Origin of the sequence: Neoroseomonas terrae, assembly GCF_018129025.1 — a bacterium.
Classification (GTDB): Bacteria; Pseudomonadota; Alphaproteobacteria; order Acetobacterales; family Acetobacteraceae; genus Neoroseomonas; species Neoroseomonas terrae.
In genome coordinates, this window is sequence record NZ_JAAEDI010000001.1 from 1 (window position 1) to 18,127 (window position 18,127).

17 protein-coding genes and 1 tRNA gene are annotated in these 18,127 nt (G+C 69.2%); 9 read left to right on the forward strand and 9 right to left on the reverse strand.

Annotation, left to right across the window (positions count from 1 at the left end; translation table 11 throughout):
• Window positions 1-490 (reverse strand): hypothetical protein (locus GXW78_RS00005; RefSeq protein WP_211864944.1); only part of this gene is annotated, 490 nt, incomplete at its 3' end.
• A 27-nt stretch (window positions 491-517) separates the two neighbouring features.
• Here GXW78_RS00005 and GXW78_RS00010 point away from each other — a divergent pair.
• Window positions 518-862 (forward strand): hypothetical protein, encoded by a 345-nt coding sequence (locus tag GXW78_RS00010; protein WP_211864945.1) that lies wholly within the window; start codon window positions 518-520, stop codon window positions 860-862.
• A 314-nt stretch (window positions 863-1,176) separates the two neighbouring features.
• Here the strand turns inward: GXW78_RS00010 and GXW78_RS00015 are convergent.
• The 4 genes from GXW78_RS00015 to GXW78_RS00030 all read right to left on the reverse strand — a co-directional run bounded on the left by GXW78_RS00015 (window position 1,177) and on the right by GXW78_RS00030 (window position 5,127).
• Window positions 1,177-1,251, reverse strand: a tRNA-Gln gene (locus GXW78_RS00015).
• Between the two features lie 237 nt (window positions 1,252-1,488).
• Entirely contained in the window at window positions 1,489-2,379 is an 891-nt protein-coding gene (locus GXW78_RS00020; protein WP_211865369.1) for a 4-(cytidine 5'-diphospho)-2-C-methyl-D-erythritol kinase, read from the reverse strand.
• A complete protein-coding gene (locus GXW78_RS00025) occupies window positions 2,376-4,073 on the reverse strand; it encodes a tetratricopeptide repeat protein (protein WP_211864946.1) in 1,698 nt (565 codons plus the stop codon). Before GXW78_RS00025 ends, GXW78_RS00020 begins: the two co-directional genes overlap by 4 nt.
• 76 nt (window positions 4,074-4,149) lie before the next feature.
• Window positions 4,150-5,127: a Bug family tripartite tricarboxylate transporter substrate binding protein gene (locus GXW78_RS00030; protein WP_211864947.1), complete on the reverse strand. Its 978-nt coding sequence runs from the start codon at window positions 5,125-5,127 to the stop codon at window positions 4,150-4,152.
• 146 nt (window positions 5,128-5,273) lie between these two features.
• Between GXW78_RS00030 and GXW78_RS00035 the strand changes: the two genes are divergently transcribed.
• The 8 genes from GXW78_RS00035 (at window position 5,274) to GXW78_RS00070 (ending at window position 14,834) form a co-directional block, all read left to right on the forward strand.
• Entirely contained in the window at window positions 5,274-6,710 is a 1,437-nt protein-coding gene (locus GXW78_RS00035; RefSeq protein WP_211864948.1) for an NAD-dependent succinate-semialdehyde dehydrogenase, read from the forward strand.
• Window positions 6,711-7,077: 367 nt separating this feature from the next.
• Window positions 7,078-8,277 (forward strand): MFS transporter, encoded by a 1,200-nt coding sequence (locus GXW78_RS00040; RefSeq protein ID WP_211864949.1) that lies wholly within the window; start codon window positions 7,078-7,080, stop codon window positions 8,275-8,277.
• A 13-nt stretch (window positions 8,278-8,290) separates the two neighbouring features.
• On the forward strand, window positions 8,291-8,770 hold the full coding sequence (locus GXW78_RS00045; RefSeq protein WP_211864950.1) for a CinA family protein: 480 nt from the start codon (window positions 8,291-8,293) through the stop codon (window positions 8,768-8,770).
• Window positions 8,771-8,818: 48 nt separating this feature from the next.
• Complete coding sequence (locus tag GXW78_RS00050) at window positions 8,819-9,667, forward strand: AAA family ATPase (protein WP_211864951.1); 849 nt, start codon at window positions 8,819-8,821, stop codon at window positions 9,665-9,667.
• A 3-nt stretch (window positions 9,668-9,670) separates the two neighbouring features.
• On the forward strand, window positions 9,671-10,849 hold the full coding sequence (locus GXW78_RS00055) for a vWA domain-containing protein (protein ID WP_338147642.1): 1,179 nt from the start codon (window positions 9,671-9,673) through the stop codon (window positions 10,847-10,849).
• An 18-nt stretch (window positions 10,850-10,867) separates the two neighbouring features.
• Entirely contained in the window at window positions 10,868-12,070 is a 1,203-nt protein-coding gene (locus tag GXW78_RS00060; protein ID WP_211864952.1) for a pyridoxal-phosphate-dependent aminotransferase family protein, read from the forward strand.
• Between the two features lie 87 nt (window positions 12,071-12,157).
• Entirely contained in the window at window positions 12,158-12,625 is a 468-nt protein-coding gene (locus GXW78_RS00065) for a CYTH domain-containing protein (RefSeq protein WP_211864953.1), read from the forward strand.
• 73 nt (window positions 12,626-12,698) lie between these two features.
• Entirely contained in the window at window positions 12,699-14,834 is a 2,136-nt protein-coding gene (locus GXW78_RS00070; protein ID WP_211864954.1) for an acetate--CoA ligase family protein, read from the forward strand.
• Window positions 14,835-14,905: 71 nt separating this feature from the next.
• Here the strand turns inward: GXW78_RS00070 and GXW78_RS00075 are convergent, their stop codons facing one another.
• From GXW78_RS00075 to GXW78_RS00090, 4 genes are all read right to left on the reverse strand, one after another.
• Window positions 14,906-15,613, reverse strand: a complete 708-nt coding sequence (locus GXW78_RS00075; RefSeq protein WP_211864955.1) for a hypothetical protein — start codon at window positions 15,611-15,613, stop codon at window positions 14,906-14,908.
• Window positions 15,614-15,723: 110 nt separating this feature from the next.
• Window positions 15,724-16,329, reverse strand: a complete 606-nt coding sequence (locus tag GXW78_RS00080; protein WP_211864956.1) for an ABC-type transport auxiliary lipoprotein family protein — start codon at window positions 16,327-16,329, stop codon at window positions 15,724-15,726.
• Entirely contained in the window at window positions 16,329-17,372 is a 1,044-nt protein-coding gene (locus tag GXW78_RS00085) for an MlaD family protein (RefSeq protein ID WP_211864957.1), read from the reverse strand. The genes GXW78_RS00080 and GXW78_RS00085 overlap by 1 nt, the downstream gene beginning before the upstream one ends.
• Window positions 17,373-18,125: an ABC transporter ATP-binding protein gene (locus tag GXW78_RS00090; protein WP_211864958.1), complete on the reverse strand. Its 753-nt coding sequence runs from the start codon at window positions 18,123-18,125 to the stop codon at window positions 17,373-17,375. It lies immediately after the preceding gene.
• Window positions 18,126-18,127: the final 2 nt, after the last annotated feature.

The window sequence follows — 18,127 nt, forward strand, 5'->3', positions numbered from 1 at the left end:
TGCGAACCTGCCGATGGAGGTCGGTCAACCTTGTTTCGAGTTGTCTGCCGTCCAGGAGCGAGGGGAGCTCGTCCCGGCGCAAAGCTTCCTCGGCGAAACTTCCGTAGAGATCCTTGCCATGGGTGTCGCGGTGAAGCGTCGGATCGCGCTCCCCGATGGGGTTCTGCTCGGGAAGCGAGATGATCTTCAGCGATGTTCCAATGGAGATGGGCCGGAACTGCTGAGCGCGATGCGATCGGCCGGGGTGCTGCCGACGGAGGCTGCGCAGCAGCGACGGATGCTCGAGGCCGCAGGGAAGCTGGCGCGGCGTTGGCATCAGCAGGGCCACGCTGCGCAGCGCGAGATCCTGCTCGCCGTCCATGCCGAAGTGGTGGTGCAACGGCAGGAGATTGCCATCGATCTCGCGCCGCATCGATTGCTTGCGGTGCTTTCGGGTAAGAGCCAGCGTGCTGCCCCCGGCAACGGCAACGGCCACAACGATGATGTCCATCTCCCCCGCATCACCATCACTGAGCCAGTGGCCCTGCGTCGCGCCGGCCGGGAAATGGCGCTGCTGGTGGGATCGACCGTTGCCGCGGATCGGTCGGACCCGTCGCTGGTTCGCCTGATCGCCAAGGCCTGGGCGCTGCGCGAGGCGCTGGTGTCGAGCACCGCGCCGAGCCTGACCGCCGTGGCGGCGGAGCGGGGCATCTCGCAATCCTATGCGACGCGGGTGGTTCGGCTCGCATGGCTGGCGCCGGACATCGTCGAGGCCATCCTCGGTGGCTGCCAGCCGGTGAACCTGACGGCAGCGCGGCTGATGCAGGACACCCGCATCCCCACCGACTGGCAGGACCAGCGCAGGGCGCTCGGGTTCGTCTGAACTGGACCTGCAGCTCGCCACCGGGGCGCCGGCCGACCTCGGTCCGGTCAATCAACCGCGTCGGCGCATCTTGCGCGCTCATCGAGCGATGCCAGCCACCCCAAGCAGGGCGCCGCACTCGCCGCCTCCAGACACCAACTGTACATGCCGAAATGGCCTTGAGAGACAGAGCCGGCGTTTCCGTGGCTAACGCCGCCGGGCCGGGGTCTCTCAGGTACGATTCGCGCAATGCCCTCGCGTGTCTGGCCGGAAAGGCGGGCCTTCCGCGGGCAGAGTCCGCCAAGCCAGAAATCGTCTGCGACACCGCGACTGCGTGGTTGGGGCGCCAGGATTCGAACCTGGGAATGGCGGTACCAAAAACCGCTGCCTTACCGCTTGGCTACGCCCCACCAAGCGAATGTCCCGTTCCGCCTCGGCTGCGGTACAGCGCTGACGCGTTGCACGAGCCCGCCGAGACGGTGCCCCACGTCCGGCGGCGCTTCCCTTGGCCTCGAAACAGGACGACGCCCGATCAAACGACGCCGGGCGGCCCCTTATCGTGGACTGTTCCGGCCCTTGCAAGCATCCGAGCTGAGTTTCGTATGCCGCGCCTACGGGTCCACGCCCCGGTTTAGACTCCGCTGCGACTATGGCACACAGTCTCTGTCGGCCTTCGTGAGCCGCGCCCCGGGGGCGACTGCATGAAACCCGCCGCCCCACCGCCACCAGCTTTCCGGCAACGATCGCGCTGCATTGGTGGCAGCGGCCGGCTCAGCGAGCAGCGCGAAGCACGTCGCGCCAGAGCCACTCATGCGCGCTAGCAAACAGCCAGGAAGTCCCCGCAAGGCCGCGAGAACCTCCGCGACCGGCGGGCACAACTCCATTGCCGGCGCTTCCAGGTCATTCCTCAACAACGCCAGGTCCCGCGCCATCGCCGTCGCGCTCGGCCACCCGCCGGGCAGTGCGGCCCGCGCAGAAAACGCTCCATTCCGTGCTCGGAACACCGACGGCGTCGACAAGGCGACCTGTGGATTCGCGAGGACTAACCCGCAGTCCGGAATCTGCGGCGCCGGCGACAGTATCTCGCCAATCCCCTCCATCCGGCATGGTCGCGACATCAGGCAAACAGGCACGTCCGCGCCGATCTGAGCGGCCAGCACCGCCAGTCGCGCCTCTGCCCAGCCCAGCCCCCAAAGCCCGTTCAACGCCCGCAGCGCCGCGGCCGCATCTGCGCTGCCGCCACCGATCCCGGACGCCACAGGCAGTTGCTTCGTCAGGGCCAACGCCGCCGCCGCCGGCATGCCCGCCGCCTGCGCCAGAAGGCGCGCCGCGCGCAGCACCAGATTGTCCGCCTCCGCCGTCAGCGGGCCCGCCGCCGGCCCGTCCAGCGCCAGCGTAAGCTCCTTCGACGGCGCGGCACGCAAGACGTCGCCCACGCCGGCGAAGACGACGAGGCTATCCAGCAGATGGTACCCGTCGCCGCGCCGGCCCGTGCAATGCAGGTAAAGATTGACCTTCGCCGGGGCGGCCTCGATCAGCGCCGGTTCTCCGCAATCGGGTTCGCCGGCAGGCCGCTGCGGATCTTTGCCTCGATCCTCGGCCCCTCGTCGCCCTCCGGGCCGAGGGCCAGGGCGCGGCGCCACTGGAACTGCGCCTCCCGTTGCCGCCCCGCCGCCCAATAGGCGTCGCCAAGGTGATCGTTGATGACGCTGTTGCGCGACTCCAACTCGACCGCGCGCTCCAGCCAGCGGATCGCGCCCGGCAGGTCGTTCAGCTTGTACAGCGCCCAGCCGAGGCTATCGGCGATGTTGCCGTCCTGCGGCCGCAGGGCGACGGCGCGCTCCAGCATCCGCCGCGCTTCCGCCAGATGCTCGCCGCGTTCGACCCAGGTATAGCCGAGGTAGTTCAGCACATAGGGCTGTTCCGGGCTGAGCTCGAGCGCTTGGCGGAAATCGGCTTCCGCCGCAGGCCAGTTGCCGCTCCGCTCCAGCGCCACGCCGCGGCTGTAGAACAGCGCCCAATGGCCGGCCGTCGGCGCCTGCACGCGCCGGATCGCCTCGGAATACGCTGCGGCCGCCTCCACCCAGCGCTGCCGCGCGCGCATGATGTCCCCGAGCCGCGCATAGGGCTGCGAGGCCGTCGGGAATGCCGAGGCGATACTGCGCAACTGCGCGGCAGCCTCGTCGGTCCGATCCAGCCGGTCGAGCAGCGTAGCGCGGCGCAGCCCGACCAGCCCGTTCAGCGGATCGTCCGACGGCACCTGCTCCAGCATCGCCAGGGCTGGCAGGTACTGCTCCTCATCCGCCAGCGCATCCGAACCGATCAGCAGGGCGGGCGCGAAGCCCGGCCTTAGCCGCAGCGCCAGACGCGTCAGCGCCAGCGAAAACTCGGCCGCACCCTGCCCACGAAGCGACCCGGCGAGTGCCAGATATGCCTCGGCAAACCCTTCGACCGGCGAGGCCACAGCACGGGTGGTGAACAACTCCCGCTGCGCCGCAGCCGAGCCGCCGAGCACCAGGTCCTCCTGGCTGCGGGAATAGGCCTCGAGCAGCCGCTCCGCATCGGCTTCCTTGCCGCCGCGGGCGAGGATGCCGCCGGCGATCTGCACCAGTCGCAGTGTCATCGGCTGCGGGTCGCCGATCGCGATGCGGACGAAGCGCTCGGCCTCGCGCGGCCGGCCTGCGATGTCGCAGATCAGCGCCGCATGCATCGCATACAGCGTGCGCAGCCGGCCGGTCTCCGCCAGTGGCCGCAGCAGCGCCAGCGCTTGCTCCGTCTGCCCCTTTCCCTGCAGCGCCCAGGCCAGCAACATCGGCTGCAGCAGTTGCGACACGCCCTGTCGCGGCAGGGCCCGCACGCGCTGCTCGACACGGTCCCAGCGCCCGGCCTGCGCATCCGCGCCGGCGACCATCAGGACGGCGAGCGAATTCTCGGGCAACCGGCGCGCCAGCCGCATCGCCTCGGGCCGGCCATCGAGCAGCGTGGCGATGAAGGCCCGCTCGACCACTTCCGGCTGATCGGGGTCCGCGCGCAGCGCCGCCAACAGGCTGTCAGCCGCCACCCCCGTGTCCGATTCGGCTGTCGCAAACCGGCCGGCCAGATAGGCGCCGAAAGCATTGCTCGGCGAAGGAGTGAAGCGGCCAGCCCCCGAACCGGCATCCCCGGCGGCGCAGGCGGAGAGCAATGCCGCCGCCAGGAGGAGAGGGCGGGACGATCGGACGGAGAGGATCATCCCGCCATCCTAGCGACGGGCGCTGCGGCGCACTACGGCCGATCGCGCCAAGTTGCGGAATGCCGGCCGCCGAGCCTCACTCGATCGTGATGTTGGCGGCACGAATTACCGCGCCGAGCTCCGTCACTTCCTTACGTGCCAGGGCATCAAGTTGCTCGAGCGTCATGGCGGCCGTCGTCGCCCCGCCCTGCTGCGCCCGCTGGCGCACGGTCGGCTGCTGGGCAACCTCTCGCAGCGCGGCGTTCAGCCGCTCCTGGATCGGGCGCGGCGTCGCGGCCGGGACGGCGAAGGCGAACCAGGCATCCAGGGTGAAGCCCGATAGGCCGGCCTCGGCCGTGGTCGGCACGTCGGGCAGGCCGGCGGCGCGGTTCGCGCTCGCCATCGCCAGCGCCTTCACCCGCCCGCCTTCAATCAGCGCGATGGCGGAGGAAGGGGTGGTGATGAACATCTCGACCCGGCCACCCGCCACGTCCTGCAGAGCCGGCGCCGCGCCACGATACGGCACATGCACCATGTCCGCCCCGATCGCACGGGCGAAGAGCACGCCCCCGATGTGCTGGATCGATCCATTGCCCGAGGACGCATAGTTCAGCTTCCCCGGATTGGCCCGCGCCAGGGCGATGAACTCGGCCAGCGTGTTTGCCTGCACATTCGGCGCCGCCAGGATCACATGCGGTGCCATGGTTCCCATGCCGACGATCGACAGGTCGCGAACCGGATCCCAGGTGAGGTTCTGCATCATCGCCGGATTGCCGGCGTGGTAGCCATTGTACTGCAGCAGCAGGGTGTGCCCGTCCGGCTGCGCCCGCGCTGCCGCGCTGATGGCGATGTTGCCATTCGCGCCGGGCCGGTTCTCGATCACCACCGGCTGGCCGAGTGCGGCCTGCAACCCTTCCTGGAACAGCCGCGCGGCGAAATCCGTGCCGCCGCCCGGCGGGTTCGGCACCAACACGGTGATGGGGCGGTTGGGGAAGGCCGGCTGCGCGCCCAGGGTTCCGGGCAGGGCAAGCGCGGCGCCGGCGCCCAGAAGGCTGCGACGGGTGGCGGTGATCATGGGGGAAATCCTCCGGGCTCGGCCTTCGCGGCCTCCTTGCCGTTGAGGATCGGGCAGCCATGTCCGGGTGGCAAGGCACCCCGTCTGGCCGCGCGCCCGCCGCGCGTCTAGGCTGCGTACCAACACCCTGCTGGAGGATTGCGCCGATGTCCTATCCGAACACCCTGCTGCATGTGAACGGGGAGTGGCGCGCCGCGCGCTCCGGCAAGACCATCAACGTCATCAACCCGGCGACCGAGGAAGTGATCGGCACCGTCGCCCACGCCGAGAAAGCCGACCTCGACGAGGCGCTGGCCGCCGCCGACAAGGGCTTCGCGGTGTGGCGGAAGGTCTCGGCCTTCGAGCGCTACAAGCTGATGCGCAAGGCCGCCGATATCTTCCGGTCCCGCGCCGACGACATTGCCCGCCTGCTGACGATGGAACAGGGCAAGCCGCTGGCCGAGGCCAAGGTCGAGGTGATGTCCGCCGCCGACATCATCGACTGGTTCGCCGAGGAAGGCCGCCGCGCCTATGGCCGCGTCATCCCGGCGCGCGCCGAGGGCGTCTACCAGCTCGTCGTGAAGGAGCCTGTCGGCCCCGTCGCCGCCTTCACCCCCTGGAACTTCCCGATCAACCAGGTGGTCCGCAAGCTGTGCGGCGCGGTGACCACCGGCTGCTCGATCATCGTGAAGGCCCCGGAGGAAACCCCGGCCTCCCCGGCCGAACTGATCCGCGCCTTCGTCGATGCTGGGCTGCCGCCGGGTGTCGCGAACCTCGTCTACGGCGTGCCGTCGGAGATTTCCGAGTACCTCATCGCGCACCCCGTCATCCGCAAGGTGACGTTCACCGGCTCGACGCCGGTCGGCAAGCTGCTCGCCGGCCTCGCCGGCCAGCACATGAAGCGCGTGACCATGGAACTTGGCGGCCACGCGCCGGCGATCGTCTTCGACGACGCGGATCTCGACCTCGCGGCAAAGACGCTTGCGGGTGCCAAGTTCCGCAACGCCGGCCAGGTCTGCGTCTCCCCCACGCGCTTCCTGGTGCAGGAGAAGCTTTATGACGGCTTCGTCGAGAAGTTCGTCGCCGCCGCCAAGGCGATGAAGGTCGGCGACGGCATGGCCGAGGGCACCACCATGGGCCCGCTCGCCCATGACCGCCGCGTGCCCTGGATCGAGACGCTGGTGCAAGACGCGCAGTCCAAGGGTGCCAAGGTCCACACCGGCGGGTCGCGCATCGGCAACAAGGGATACTTCTACGAGCCGACCGTGATGACCGACGTGCCGAAGGACGCCCGCGCGATGAGCGAGGAGCCCTTCGGCCCGATGGCCATGATCTCCCGCTTCAAGGACCTCGAGGAAGTGGTGACCGAGGCGAACCGGCTGCCCTACGGCCTCGCCGCCTACGCCTTTACCAAATCTGCCAAGACCGCCAACGCCGTCGCCGCGCAGGTCGAAAGCGGGATGATGACGATCAACCACCTCGGCCTCGCGCTGCCGGAAGTGCCGTTCGGCGGCGTGAAGGACAGCGGCTACGGGTCCGAAGGCGGCTCCGAAGCGATCGAGGCGTATCTGAACACGAAGTTCGTGTCTCAGGCTGGAATCTGAGGCGTCTTGGAGAGGGGCGCCGCCCCTCTCCAAACCTCACCCCGCCAAAGGCCGAAGGGCCTTTGGAAACCTCTACCTGGCGCCGGGCGCGGCTGGTCGGAGAACTGCGATCGTCGCGCCGGTCACGACGGCGCGCTTGCTGTCTCGAGGACGGCGCCTTCGCCGAACGATATGCGCGGGCAGCCGATGTGCTCCGGCCGCGCCTGCTGATCCCCGGCATCGAGCACGGCGCGACCTGACCGACGCACCGCGCCCCCGATGCCCACAACCAAGTCAAGGTTCCCAAAGGCCCTTCGGCCTTTGGTGGGGTGGGGTCCGGGGAGGGGCAAAGCCCATCCCCGTTGCGCCCGCCCCGACGGGAGGACCATTGCCGGACCCAGCCTGGCGCGGCCTGTTCCGCGACCGCGATTTCCTGCGTCTCTGGCTATCGGGCCTGGCGGTCTTCGTCGTGCGCTGGCTGGAGACGCTGGCGGTCGGCGTGTTTGCCTACAACGTCACGCATTCCGCCTTCGTCGTCGCCATGCTGACGATGTTGCGCCTGTTGCCGATGGGGCTGTTCGGCGCATTCCTTGGGGCTGCGGCGGACCGGATGGATCGGCGGCAGGCGCTCGTGCTGACCATCCTGTCGCAGATCGTGACCTCGGCGATCATCGCGGCCTTGGCGATCGCCGATGCGGTCGAGGTGTGGCACCTCGCTGTGGCGTCCTTCATGAACGGCATCGGCTGGGCGGCGGACAACCCAGTGCGGCGGGCGATGATCGGGCAGGTCGCAGGGCCCGCCCGCATGGGCACGGCGATGTCGATCGATGTCGCGACCAGCAATGGCAGCCGCGTGCTGGGGCCGACGTTGGGCGGCGTGATCCTGGCCACCGTGGGTCTCGACGGCGCCTTCATGCTGAGCGTGTTGATCTACCTGCCGGCGCTGGTGGCCGCGTGGCGGCTGCCGCCCGCGCCGCCGGCGCCGGGGGCGGGGGCGACGCCGGTGCTGGCCAGCATCGCGGAAGGCCTTGCCCTGGTTCGGCGGGAACCGCGGCTGAGCGGCGCGCTGTTGGTGACGCTGCTGTTCAACATTTTCGGCTGGCCGGCGACCTCCATGGTGCCGGTCATCGGGCAAGACCGGCTGGCGCTCGGGCCCAGCGGCATCGGGTTGCTGGCGGGGATGGACGGGGTGGGCGCCTTCATCGGCGCGGTGACGGTCGCCGTGCTTGCGCGACCGGAGCACTACAAGATGATCTATCTGTGCGGCATCAGCCTGTACTTCGCGATGCTGCCGGCCTTCGCCTGGGCACCCGATGCCGGGCTTGCCGGCGTCGCGCTGCTGCTGGTTGGTATTGGCGGCGCCGGCTTCGCCATCATGCAGCCGACGCTGATCTTCCTGGCGACGCCAGTCGAGCTGCGCAGCCGCATCCTTGGCCTGCTGTCGGTCTGCATCGGGCTGGGGCCGATCGGCTTCCTGCTGCTGGGCGGGCTTGCGGAACTCATCGGCGCACCGGCCGCAACGGCCGCAATGGGCACGGCGGGGCTGGTCGCCCTGGCCCTGACCCGGCCATGGTGGCGGCACATCTGACGGAGGAATGGCGATGGACAGCATCCTGCCTGCGGCGCGTGAGATCGGCGCCCGGCTCAAGGCCCGCGGCGAGACGGTGGCGGTGGCCGAGAGCTCGGCAGCGGGGCTGATCTCGGCGGCGCTGCTGGCGGTGCCGGGCGCCTCGGCCTATTTCGTCGGTGGCGCGGTGGTCTACACCAAGGCGGCGCGGGGTGGGCTGCTCGGCATCACGGATGCGGAGATGGCGGGCATGCGCTCCTCCTCCGAACCCTATGCGCTGCTGCTGGCCCGCACGGTGCGGGCGCGGATCGGCGCCGATTGGGGCTTTGCGGAAACCGGCGCCGCCGGCCCGAGCGGCAACCGGTATGGCGATGCGGCGGGTCATTCCTGCCTGGCCATCGCAGGGCCGGTCGAGAAGGTCATCACCCTCGAAACGGGGTCGCCGGATCGCGAGGCCAATATGCGCGCCTTCGCCGCCGCGCTGTTCGCCCTGGCGGGTGAGGCCCTTGCATGATCCGCCCTTCCGCCCGACCCTGAGCCCGAACATCCAGGGGACGAAGCGGTGGCGCAGTTCAAGGGCACGGACAACTACGTCGCATCGCGCGAGCTGGAAGTCGCGGTCAACGCTTCGGTCGCCCTGCAGCGCCCATTGCTGGTGAAGGGGGAGCCGGGCACCGGCAAGACCGTGCTGGCGCATGAGATCGCGAAGGCGCTGGGTTATCCGCTGATCGAGTGGCACATCAAGTCCACCACCAAGGCGCAGCAGGGCCTCTACGAATACGACGCCGTGTCGCGCCTGCGCGACGGCCAGCTCGGCGACCCGCGCGTGCACGACATCGCCAACTACATCGTGCGCGGCAAGCTGTGGGATGCCTTCGAGGCTGACGCGCCCGTCGTCCTGCTGATCGACGAAATCGACAAGGCCGACATCGAATTCCCGAACGACCTGCTGCTCGAACTCGATCGCATGCAGTTCTTCGTCTACGAGACGCGGAAGACCGTGGCCGCGAAGCACCGCCCGGTGGTGATCATCACGTCCAACAACGAGAAGGAGCTGCCGGACGCCTTCCTGCGCCGCTGCTTCTTCCACTACATCCGCTTCCCCGACCGCGAGACGATGGAGATGATCGTCCGCGCGCACTACCCGGACATCCGCCAGGACCTGCTGCGGGAGGCGCTGAATGTCTTCTTCGACATCCGGCAGGTGAACGAGCTGAAGAAGAAGCCGGCGACATCCGAATTGCTCGACTGGCTGAAGCTGCTGACCATCGAGGACATGCCCGCCGAGGCGCTGCGCTCCTCCGACGCCAAGACCGCCATCCCGCCGCTGTACGGCGCGCTGCTGAAGAACGAGCAGGACGTGCACCTATTCGAGCGGCTGGCGTTCCTGGCGCGGCGGCGCGGCGGCTGAACCGTGTTCGCACCCTTCATCCTCGCGCTGCGCGCCGCCGGTGTTCCGGCCTCCATCACGGAGTATTTGGCGCTGCTACGCGCGATGAAGGAGGGCGTGGCAGGCTTCAGCGTCGATGATTTCTACCATCTGAGCCGGGCCGCGCTGGTGAAGGACGAACGGCATCTCGACCGCTTCGACCGCGTCTTCGGCGAGATCTTCAAGGGCCTGGAATCGCCGCAGGGCGAGGCGCCGCGCGAATTGCCGACGGAGTGGCTGCGCAAGATCGCCGAGAAGACGCTGACGCCCGAGGAGATGAAGCAGATCGAAGCCCTCGGTGGCTTCGACGCGCTGATGGAGACGCTGAAGAAGCGGCTGGAGGAACAGAAGGGCCGCCACCAGGGCGGCTCGAAATGGATCGGCACGGCCGGTACCTCACCCTTCGGCGCTTATGGCTACAACCCCGAGGGCGTGCGCATCGGGCAGGAGGAATCCCGCCATCGCCGCGCGGCGAAGGTGTGGGACCAGCGGACCTTCCGCGACCTCGACGAGGATGAGGCGCTGTCCTCGCGAAACATGAAGGTCGCGCTGCGTCGCCTGCGCCGCTTCGCGCGTACGGGTGCCGCGACCGAGCTCGACATCCCCGGCACCATCGGCGCCACCGCGAAGAATGGCGGATCGCTCGACCTACACATGGTCCCGGAGCGGCACAACGCGGTGAAGGTGCTGCTGCTGATGGATATCGGCGGGTCGATGGATGACCACATCCGCATCTGCCAGGAGCTGTTCACCGCCGCGCGCTCCGAATTCAAGCACCTCGAATTCTGGTACTTCCACAACTGCCCCTATGAGCGCGTCTGGCGCACCAACCGTCGCCGCAAGGAGACGGAGCGGCCGATGATGGAAGTCATGCGGACCTACGGCCCCGACTGGCGCCTGGTCTTCGTCGGCGACGCCACGATGGGCCCCTATGAGATCATCCAGCCAGGCGGCTCGGTCGAGCACTGGAACGAGGAATCGGGTGAGGTCTGGATGAACCGGCTGACCCGGCATTTCCGCAAGGCGGCCTGGCTGAATCCGATCGACCAGCAGCATTGGCGCTACACGCAGTCGATCTCGATCATGCAGCGGCTGATGGAAAACCGGATGCACCCGCTGACGCTGGCGGGGCTGGAATCCATGGCGCGGGAACTGGCGCGCTGACAGGGGAAACGAACAGGCATGTCCACCACCACCGCCCGCATCCCGCGAGGCCGGCAATTCTTCGCGAATCCCGGCCCGACCAACATCCCTGATTCCATCCTGAAGGCGGTCTCCGCCGTCAGCATCGACTTCAACGACCCGGCCTTCCTGACTGTCTATGACGACGTCGTCGCGGGGTTGAAGCGCATCCTGAAGACGCAGCAGGACGTCTTCCTCTACACCGGCTCCGGCCACGCCGCTTGGGAAGCTGCGCTGGTCAACTTGTTCTCGCCCGGCGATACGCTGCTGATCATCGAGACCGGCCACTTCTCCGAATCCTGGGGCAAGATGGCGAAGGATTTCGGCCTCGAGGTCCGCACCCTGTCGGCCGATTGGCGCCGCGGTGCCGACTTCGCCGCGCTGCGGGCCATGCTGGCCGAGGACAAGACCCACACGATCAAGGCCGTCTGCGCCGTGCAGAACGAAACGGCGACCGGCATGGAACTGTCCATCGCCGAGACGCGCGCCGCCATGGACGCGGCCGCCCACCCCGCCCTGCTGCTGGTCGACACGATTTCCTCGCTCGGCTCGCTCGACTTCCGCATGGATGAATGGGGCGTCGACGCCGCGGTCGGCGGGAGCCAGAAGGGGCTGATGCTGCCGACCGGCATGTCCTTCACCGGCGTCTCGGCGAAGGCCATGGCGACGCACAAGCTGTCGAAGCTGCCGAAATCCTACCTCAACTGGACGAACATGCTGACGCGGCGGCACAAATCCTTCATCGGGACGGTGCCGACCTCGCTGTTCTACGGGATGCGGGAATCGATCCGGCTGCTGGAGGAAGAAGGCCTCGACGCCGTCTTCGCCCGCCATGCCCGCCTGGCCGAGGCGGTGCGCCGCTGCGTGCGCCACTGGTCGGGCAACAACGGCCCCTCCCTGTTCTGCGAAAGCCCGGACCGTTTCTCCAACTCCGTCACCGCCGTGCTGATGCCGGAAGGCCACGACGCCGAGGCGGTGCGCCGCGTCGCGCTGCAGGCCTTCAACGTTTCCCTCGGCGGCGGGCTGAACCGGCTCGGCGGACAGGTCTTCCGCATCGGCCATCTGGGCGACCTGAACGAGCCGATGATCCTCGGCACGCTTGCGACCGTGGAGGCCTCCCTCCGCGTCGCCGGCGTGCCCCACGCGCCCGGCGGGGTCCAAGCGGCGATCGAATACCTGGCCGAGGCCGCGCGCCCGGCGTGACACTTCGGTGATTGCGGCGCCGGCCGGCTTGCCGGCGCCGGTGGGGTGCGCGAGGTAACCCCGGCCACCCACACGAAGTGATGCCGCATGGGATTCGAGATCGAACGCCGCTTCCTGGTCGTCGATGAGGCATGGCGCGACGCCGCGACGCGGTCGCGCCGCCTCGTCCAGGGCTATCTGGCCCGGGAAGGTGGGGTCGCTGTCCGCCTGCGCCTGGACGACGGCCAAGCCCATCTGACCATCAAGGGCCCGGGTGGGCTGGTCCGCCCCGAATTCGAGTACGGCATCCCGGCCGAGGAGGCTGCCGCGATGCTCGATACGCTCTGCGCCGGACGGCGCATCGTGAAGACGCGGCACGATGTCCCGCATGGCGGCCTGCTGTGGGAGATCGATGTCTTCGAAGGCCCGCTTGCCGGTCTCATCATCGCCGAGGTGGAGTTGCCCGCCGCGGATCTTCCGCTCGACCTTCCGCCCTGGGCCGCGCGGGAGATCACCGGGGATGAGCGCTATGCCAACGCGGCGCTCGCGTCGCTGAGCGCGCCGCCGCGGGGGTGACGGCGCCCGGATCGCCGCCTAGGCTTGCAACAGGGGCCATAGCGTGCCGAAGCAAGCCAGGGGAAGCGTCCGCATGAGTTCAACGAGCCGCGCCGTCTATCGCCATGACGAGATGCGCCGCCTGTTCGATCCGTCCTCGATCGCCGTGATCGGCGCCAGCCCCCGCGCAGGGTCCTTCGCCGACCGCACCATCCAGGCGCTGAGGAACTACACCGGCCGGCTGTACCTGGTGAATTCGCGCTACGAGACGATCGGGGAGCGCGCCTGCTTCCCCTCCGTTGCGGCGCTGCCCGAGGTGCCGGATTGCTGCATCGTGGTCGCCGCGAAGGACGCGGTGGAGGAGATCGCCGCCGACTGCGCGAAGGCCGGTGTCGGCGGCATCATGCTCTACGCCTCCGGCTTCTCGGAGACGGGGCGGGATGCGGACATCGGGGCGCAGCTCCGCCTCGCGCAGATCGGCCGCGATGCCGGCATGCGCATCGTCGGACCGAATTGCATCGGGATGCTGAACTTCGGCTCGAAGGCCGGCGTCACCTTCATGCTGCCGCCGCCGATGGAAGCGCCGCTCCCGCATGCGATCGGCCTGGTGAGCCAGTCCGGCGCGCTCGGCTTCTCGCTGGCGCAATCGGTGATGCGCGGCGTCTCCGTCAGCCACCTGCTGACCACCGGGAATTCCTCGGATGTGGACGTCGCCGACTGCGTATCGTTCCTCGCCGACGATCCCGCCTGCCGCGCCATCGCCTGCGTCTTCGAAGGCATGCCGGACCCGATGCGCTTCATCCAGGCGGCCGAAGTCGCCGATGCGGCGAACAAGCCGCTGGTGGTCTTCAAGCTCGGCACCGGGGAAGCCGGTGCGGCGGCGGCGATGTCGCATACGGGCTCGCTGGCCGGCGAGCAGGCGGCCTATCTGGCCGCCTTCGAACGTGCCGGCGCCGTGGTGGTGAAGGATTTCGAGGCGCTCGTGGAGACCGCCGCCTTCCTTGCCAAGGCGCCGGCTCCGCGCGCCCGCGGCGTCGCGGTCGTCGCCGTCTCCGGCGGTGCTGCCATCATGTCGGCCGACAAGGCCGAGGCGCACGCCATCCCGCTGCCGCAGCCGACGCCGCCGGTGCAGGCCATCCTGGAATCGCGCATCCCGGATTTCGGTTCGGCGCGTAACCCCTGCGACGTTACCGCCCAGGTGGCGAACGACCCCGAGAGTCTGACCGCCTGCGCCTCCGCGATGCTCGGCGAGGACCACTACGGCACGCTGATCTATGCGCAGATCTATTCTTCCGAACTCTCCGCCAAGCGGCCGGGTGAACTCGCCGCCATCGCCGAGAAGCACGACAAGCCGATCTGCGTCGTCTGGACGACCGAATGGCTGGAAGGCTTCGGGTCGAAGGAAGCCGAGACGAACCCACACATCGGTCTGTTCCGCTCGATGGACCGCTGCTTCGCGGCACTCGCGCATTGGCATGCCCGCGAAGCGCGGCGGGCCCGCGGCCCGCGCCTGCTGAGCCGGCTGTCGCGGCCGGAGGCGGCCGAGGAAGCCGCGGCGCTGATCGCCGCCGCGCAGGACCGTACCCTGACCGAACGCGAAGCCAAGACCGTCCTCGCCGCCTATGGCGTGCCCGTCGTGCCCGAGACCCTGACCCAGACCGAGGACGAGGCCGTCGCCGCGGCCGAGGCCCTGGGCTTCCCGATCGCGATGAAGGTCGAAAGCCCCGACCTGCCGCACAAGACCGAGGCGGGCGTCATTCGCCTGAAGCTGAAGGATGCAGCCGAGGTGCGGGATGCCTATCGCGCCGTCATGGCCAATGCGAAGCATCATGCGCCGAATGCCCGCATCAACGGCGTTCTGGTCCAGCCAATGGCAAAGCCGGGCGTCGAGGTGATGGTCGGCGGCCGCGTCGATCCGCTGATGGGCCCGCTGATCGTCGCGGGCCTGGGCGGCGTGCTGGTCGAGCTGATGCGCGATTCGTCGCTCGCTCTTGCGCCGATCAGCCACACCGAGGGTCGCGCGATGTTCGAGAAGCTGCGCGGCCGCGCAGCGCTTGAAGGCTTCCGCGGCGCGCCGGCCGCGGATCTGGACCGGCTGGCCGATATCGTGACGCGGCTGTCGGAATTCGTCGCCGATCAGCGCGAGCGTGTCGCCGAACTGGACGTGAACCCGATCATCATTGCCGGGTCGGATGCGGTGGCGGTGGATGCGCTGATCGTGAAGGCCTGATCGGCCCCGCTCAACGAGAAGGGGCGGGCCCTCGCAGGCCCGCCCCCCTATCCCGTCGATGGACCGGCCGCTTACTGCTGCAGCGGCAGCACAACGTTGGTGACTTCGCACAGGTTCACGCCCCGGCGTTCCTGCGCCTGGCCGTTCTGGTAGACGAAGCGCACGTCATACATGCAGTCGCCTTCCGGCAGGCGGACCGGGTAGACCGCGCCCGGCGCGACCATGTCGGCGCCCAGCCGGTCCGGACCCCAGTTCTGGTCGGTGGTCAGCGAGGCATAGACCTCACGCACCGGTTGCTGTCCCTGGTTCACCAGGTTGAAGGACGGGTTGCCGCGCGGGCCGGCGCCCTGGCCCATGCCGCCCTGACCGGGCGCCTGGCCGAAGCCTTGGCCACCCTGCGGCGGCATCTGCTGCTGGCCACCTTGCTGCTGCTGCGGCCGGCCGTCAAACACCACCTCGGTCATGTTGCAAAGGTTGATGTTGCGGCGTTCTTCCGCCTGGCCGCCCTGGCGGTCGTAGACCACCCGCACGTCGTACATGCACTCGCCCTGCGGCAGGCGGATGACGAAGTTGCGCCCGGCGGGCACCACGTTCTGGCCAAGCCGGTCCGGGCCCCAGTTGTTGTCCGAGGTCGGCGACGCATAGGCCTCGTAGATCACCCGGCCGCTGCGGTTCGCCAGGTTGAAGGAGGGGTCGCCCGTCTGGGCCTGCGCAGAGGGGATCAGCCCCCCGAGCCCCAGCAGGGCGGCAGTGGCGATGGCGAGGCGTCTGAACAGCATGCGGGCTCTCCTTCCCGAAGGTCTGGGCACGACGCCCGATCGGATTGGCGCCACGCTAGCCGAGCCGGATGACAGCGCCAACCGCGGTGGGTCACACCTTGCGAAGGACTTCAGGCGTAGCGCGCGAGTGCCTGTTCCAGCGAAGCGAGCGCATTGCCCAGCGCGGCGGACATGGCCGACGCCGCCTGCTCGGGCGTCGGTGCCGTCGCGGTGCCGCCGGGTAGCGGTGCCGTGCCCTCGGTGACGAGTTGGCCGACCAACCGGCCGTTCCGGTCATTCATCAGGAGCAAGGTCAGTTCAGCGCGCGCCACGCCATCGCGTTGGCTGGCGGCGAGGGCGGTCAGCTCGCCCTCCAGGATGAAGTCGGGGGTTACGCGGCTTCCGGGCGCGAGAACGGCGGAGAACAGGTGCGAGTCGATCAGCCAGCGGCGGAGGGACTGCTCGGCGGCTTCGGCCGGCGGCGCCGCCCACTCGGCGTAGAAGTCGAGGCTCACCGTGCCGTCAGGGCGGATCACCTGCAGGTTCCGCGTTTCCATCCCGGCGCCGGCCTGCAGCGTGCGGATCAGCAGGGTGCGCCGGCCGCGCCCGCGGCGCGGTGCACCGGGGCGTCGTGGTTCCAGCGGGAAGCGCGTCGTCTCGACATACGGCCGGTCCGGCAGCACCGAGCAGCCGGCGAGGACGAAGGGAGCGAGGAGGAGGCTACGGCGGTGGGTCATCAGCGGCGGTCCCGTGGCGGTGGCGGGGGCTGGCCGAACAGCGACTGCGACGGACTCCGGCGCAGCTGTTCGGCGGTATCGCGTAGGCTGGAGACGGTTGCGCGTAGGTCGCGGAGCAGCGGCCCGAGATCGGCCTGGGCGTCGGTCGTCGTGCCGCGAACGCTGCGCAGCGCGAGCTCCAGCGACTGGATGACCGCCGGCAGCCGCGCGATGGAGGCTCGCAGGTCGGTCGCCGCCTCGCTGATGTTGGTCGCGGCACCCGTTACGGCAGGGCTGCCCAGAAGCCGCTCGGCGGCCTGGCCCGCCTCGGCGATGCGGGTCGCCGCATCGCGCACCTCGCGCACCGTCGCGGCGAGTTCCGCCCCCTCGATCGTCTGGCGCAGGGCCGTCATCGTCGCCGCGGCCTCGCGCAGGGTGATACCGAGGTCGCCTTGGCCGCCGACCTGGTTGCGCAGATCCTCCATCAATCCGGTCGCGGCGGTGAACAGTCCATCGATATCGACATCCGACAACCTCGTCATCAGCCGCTCGGCCGCCGAGGTCACCTGGCTGATGGTGGACGGAATGGACGGGATGTAGGGGTAGGTTGGCTGCCACGGCACGGTGATCGGCGGGAAGCGTTCCGGGTCGACGAAATCGGCCTCGAGATAAGAAACGCCGGTGACGCCCGTGCTCGCCATGCGTACGCGCAGCCCGGCGCGCACCGCCTGTTCCACCGGCACGTCGCCGTAGCGCGAGGGATCGAGGGCGAAGCGGATTACCACCAGGCGACTGGCGCTCCGTTCCGGCCCGCCATCCGCCTCGTTGTAGATGACCGAGGCGAGGCCGATATCCGTCACGCGCCCGACGGCGACGCCGCGGAAGCGCACCGGCGCGCCGACATCGAGGCCGGCGATGGATTCCCGGACATAGGTCTCGAACACCAGTTGGCGAGTGCCGAAGCTGCCCGAGGTCAGGAACAGGATGAAGCCGACGGCGAGCGCGGCGCCGGCGACGACCAGCATGCCGACGCGGAGGTAGAGCGAGCGTCCCGAACGCGCCATCTACGCGGCCTCCCGCCGGAAGAAGGCGCGGACGGTGGGGTGTGTGCTCTCCGCCTTCAGCTTCCGCGGGTCGCCTTCCGCGATCATGCCCTGGGCGTCCTTGTCCAGCATGATGCAGCGGTCGCCGATGGCGAGGATCGACTGCAATTCGTGCGTCACCACGACGAAGGTGGTGCCGGTATCCCGCGCGATGTCCTTGATCAGCTTGTCCAGCCCCGCGGATGTGATCGGGTCGAGCCCGGCGGACGGCTCGTCGAGAAAAAGCAAGGGCGGGTCGAGCGCCATGGCGCGCGCGATCCCGGCGCGCTTGGCCATGCCACCGGAGATTTCCGCCGGCAGCCGTCCGGCAGCGTCGCCGAGGCCGACCAGACCGAGCTTGGACGACGCCACCGCTTCCCGCGCCGGGCGAGGCAGGTCGGTATGCTCCTCGAGCGGCAGTTCGACATTCTCCGCCAGGGTCATGCTCCCGAACAACGCACCCGACTGCCACATGACGCCGATGCGGCGCAACAGCGCACGGCGGGCCCGGTCGTCCTCCTTGGCGATCTCCTCGCCCAGCAGCCACGCATGGCCGGCGGCGAGGGGCACCAGCCCGATCAGGGCCTTGAGCAAGGTGGACTTGCCGCAGCCGGAGCCGCCGAGGATCACGAAAATCTCACCGCGCCGGACCTCGAAGCTGACATCCTTGAACACCGTGCGGCTGCCGAAGCGGACGGACAGGCCCTCGGCCCGGATCACCGGTTCGTTCGCCATGA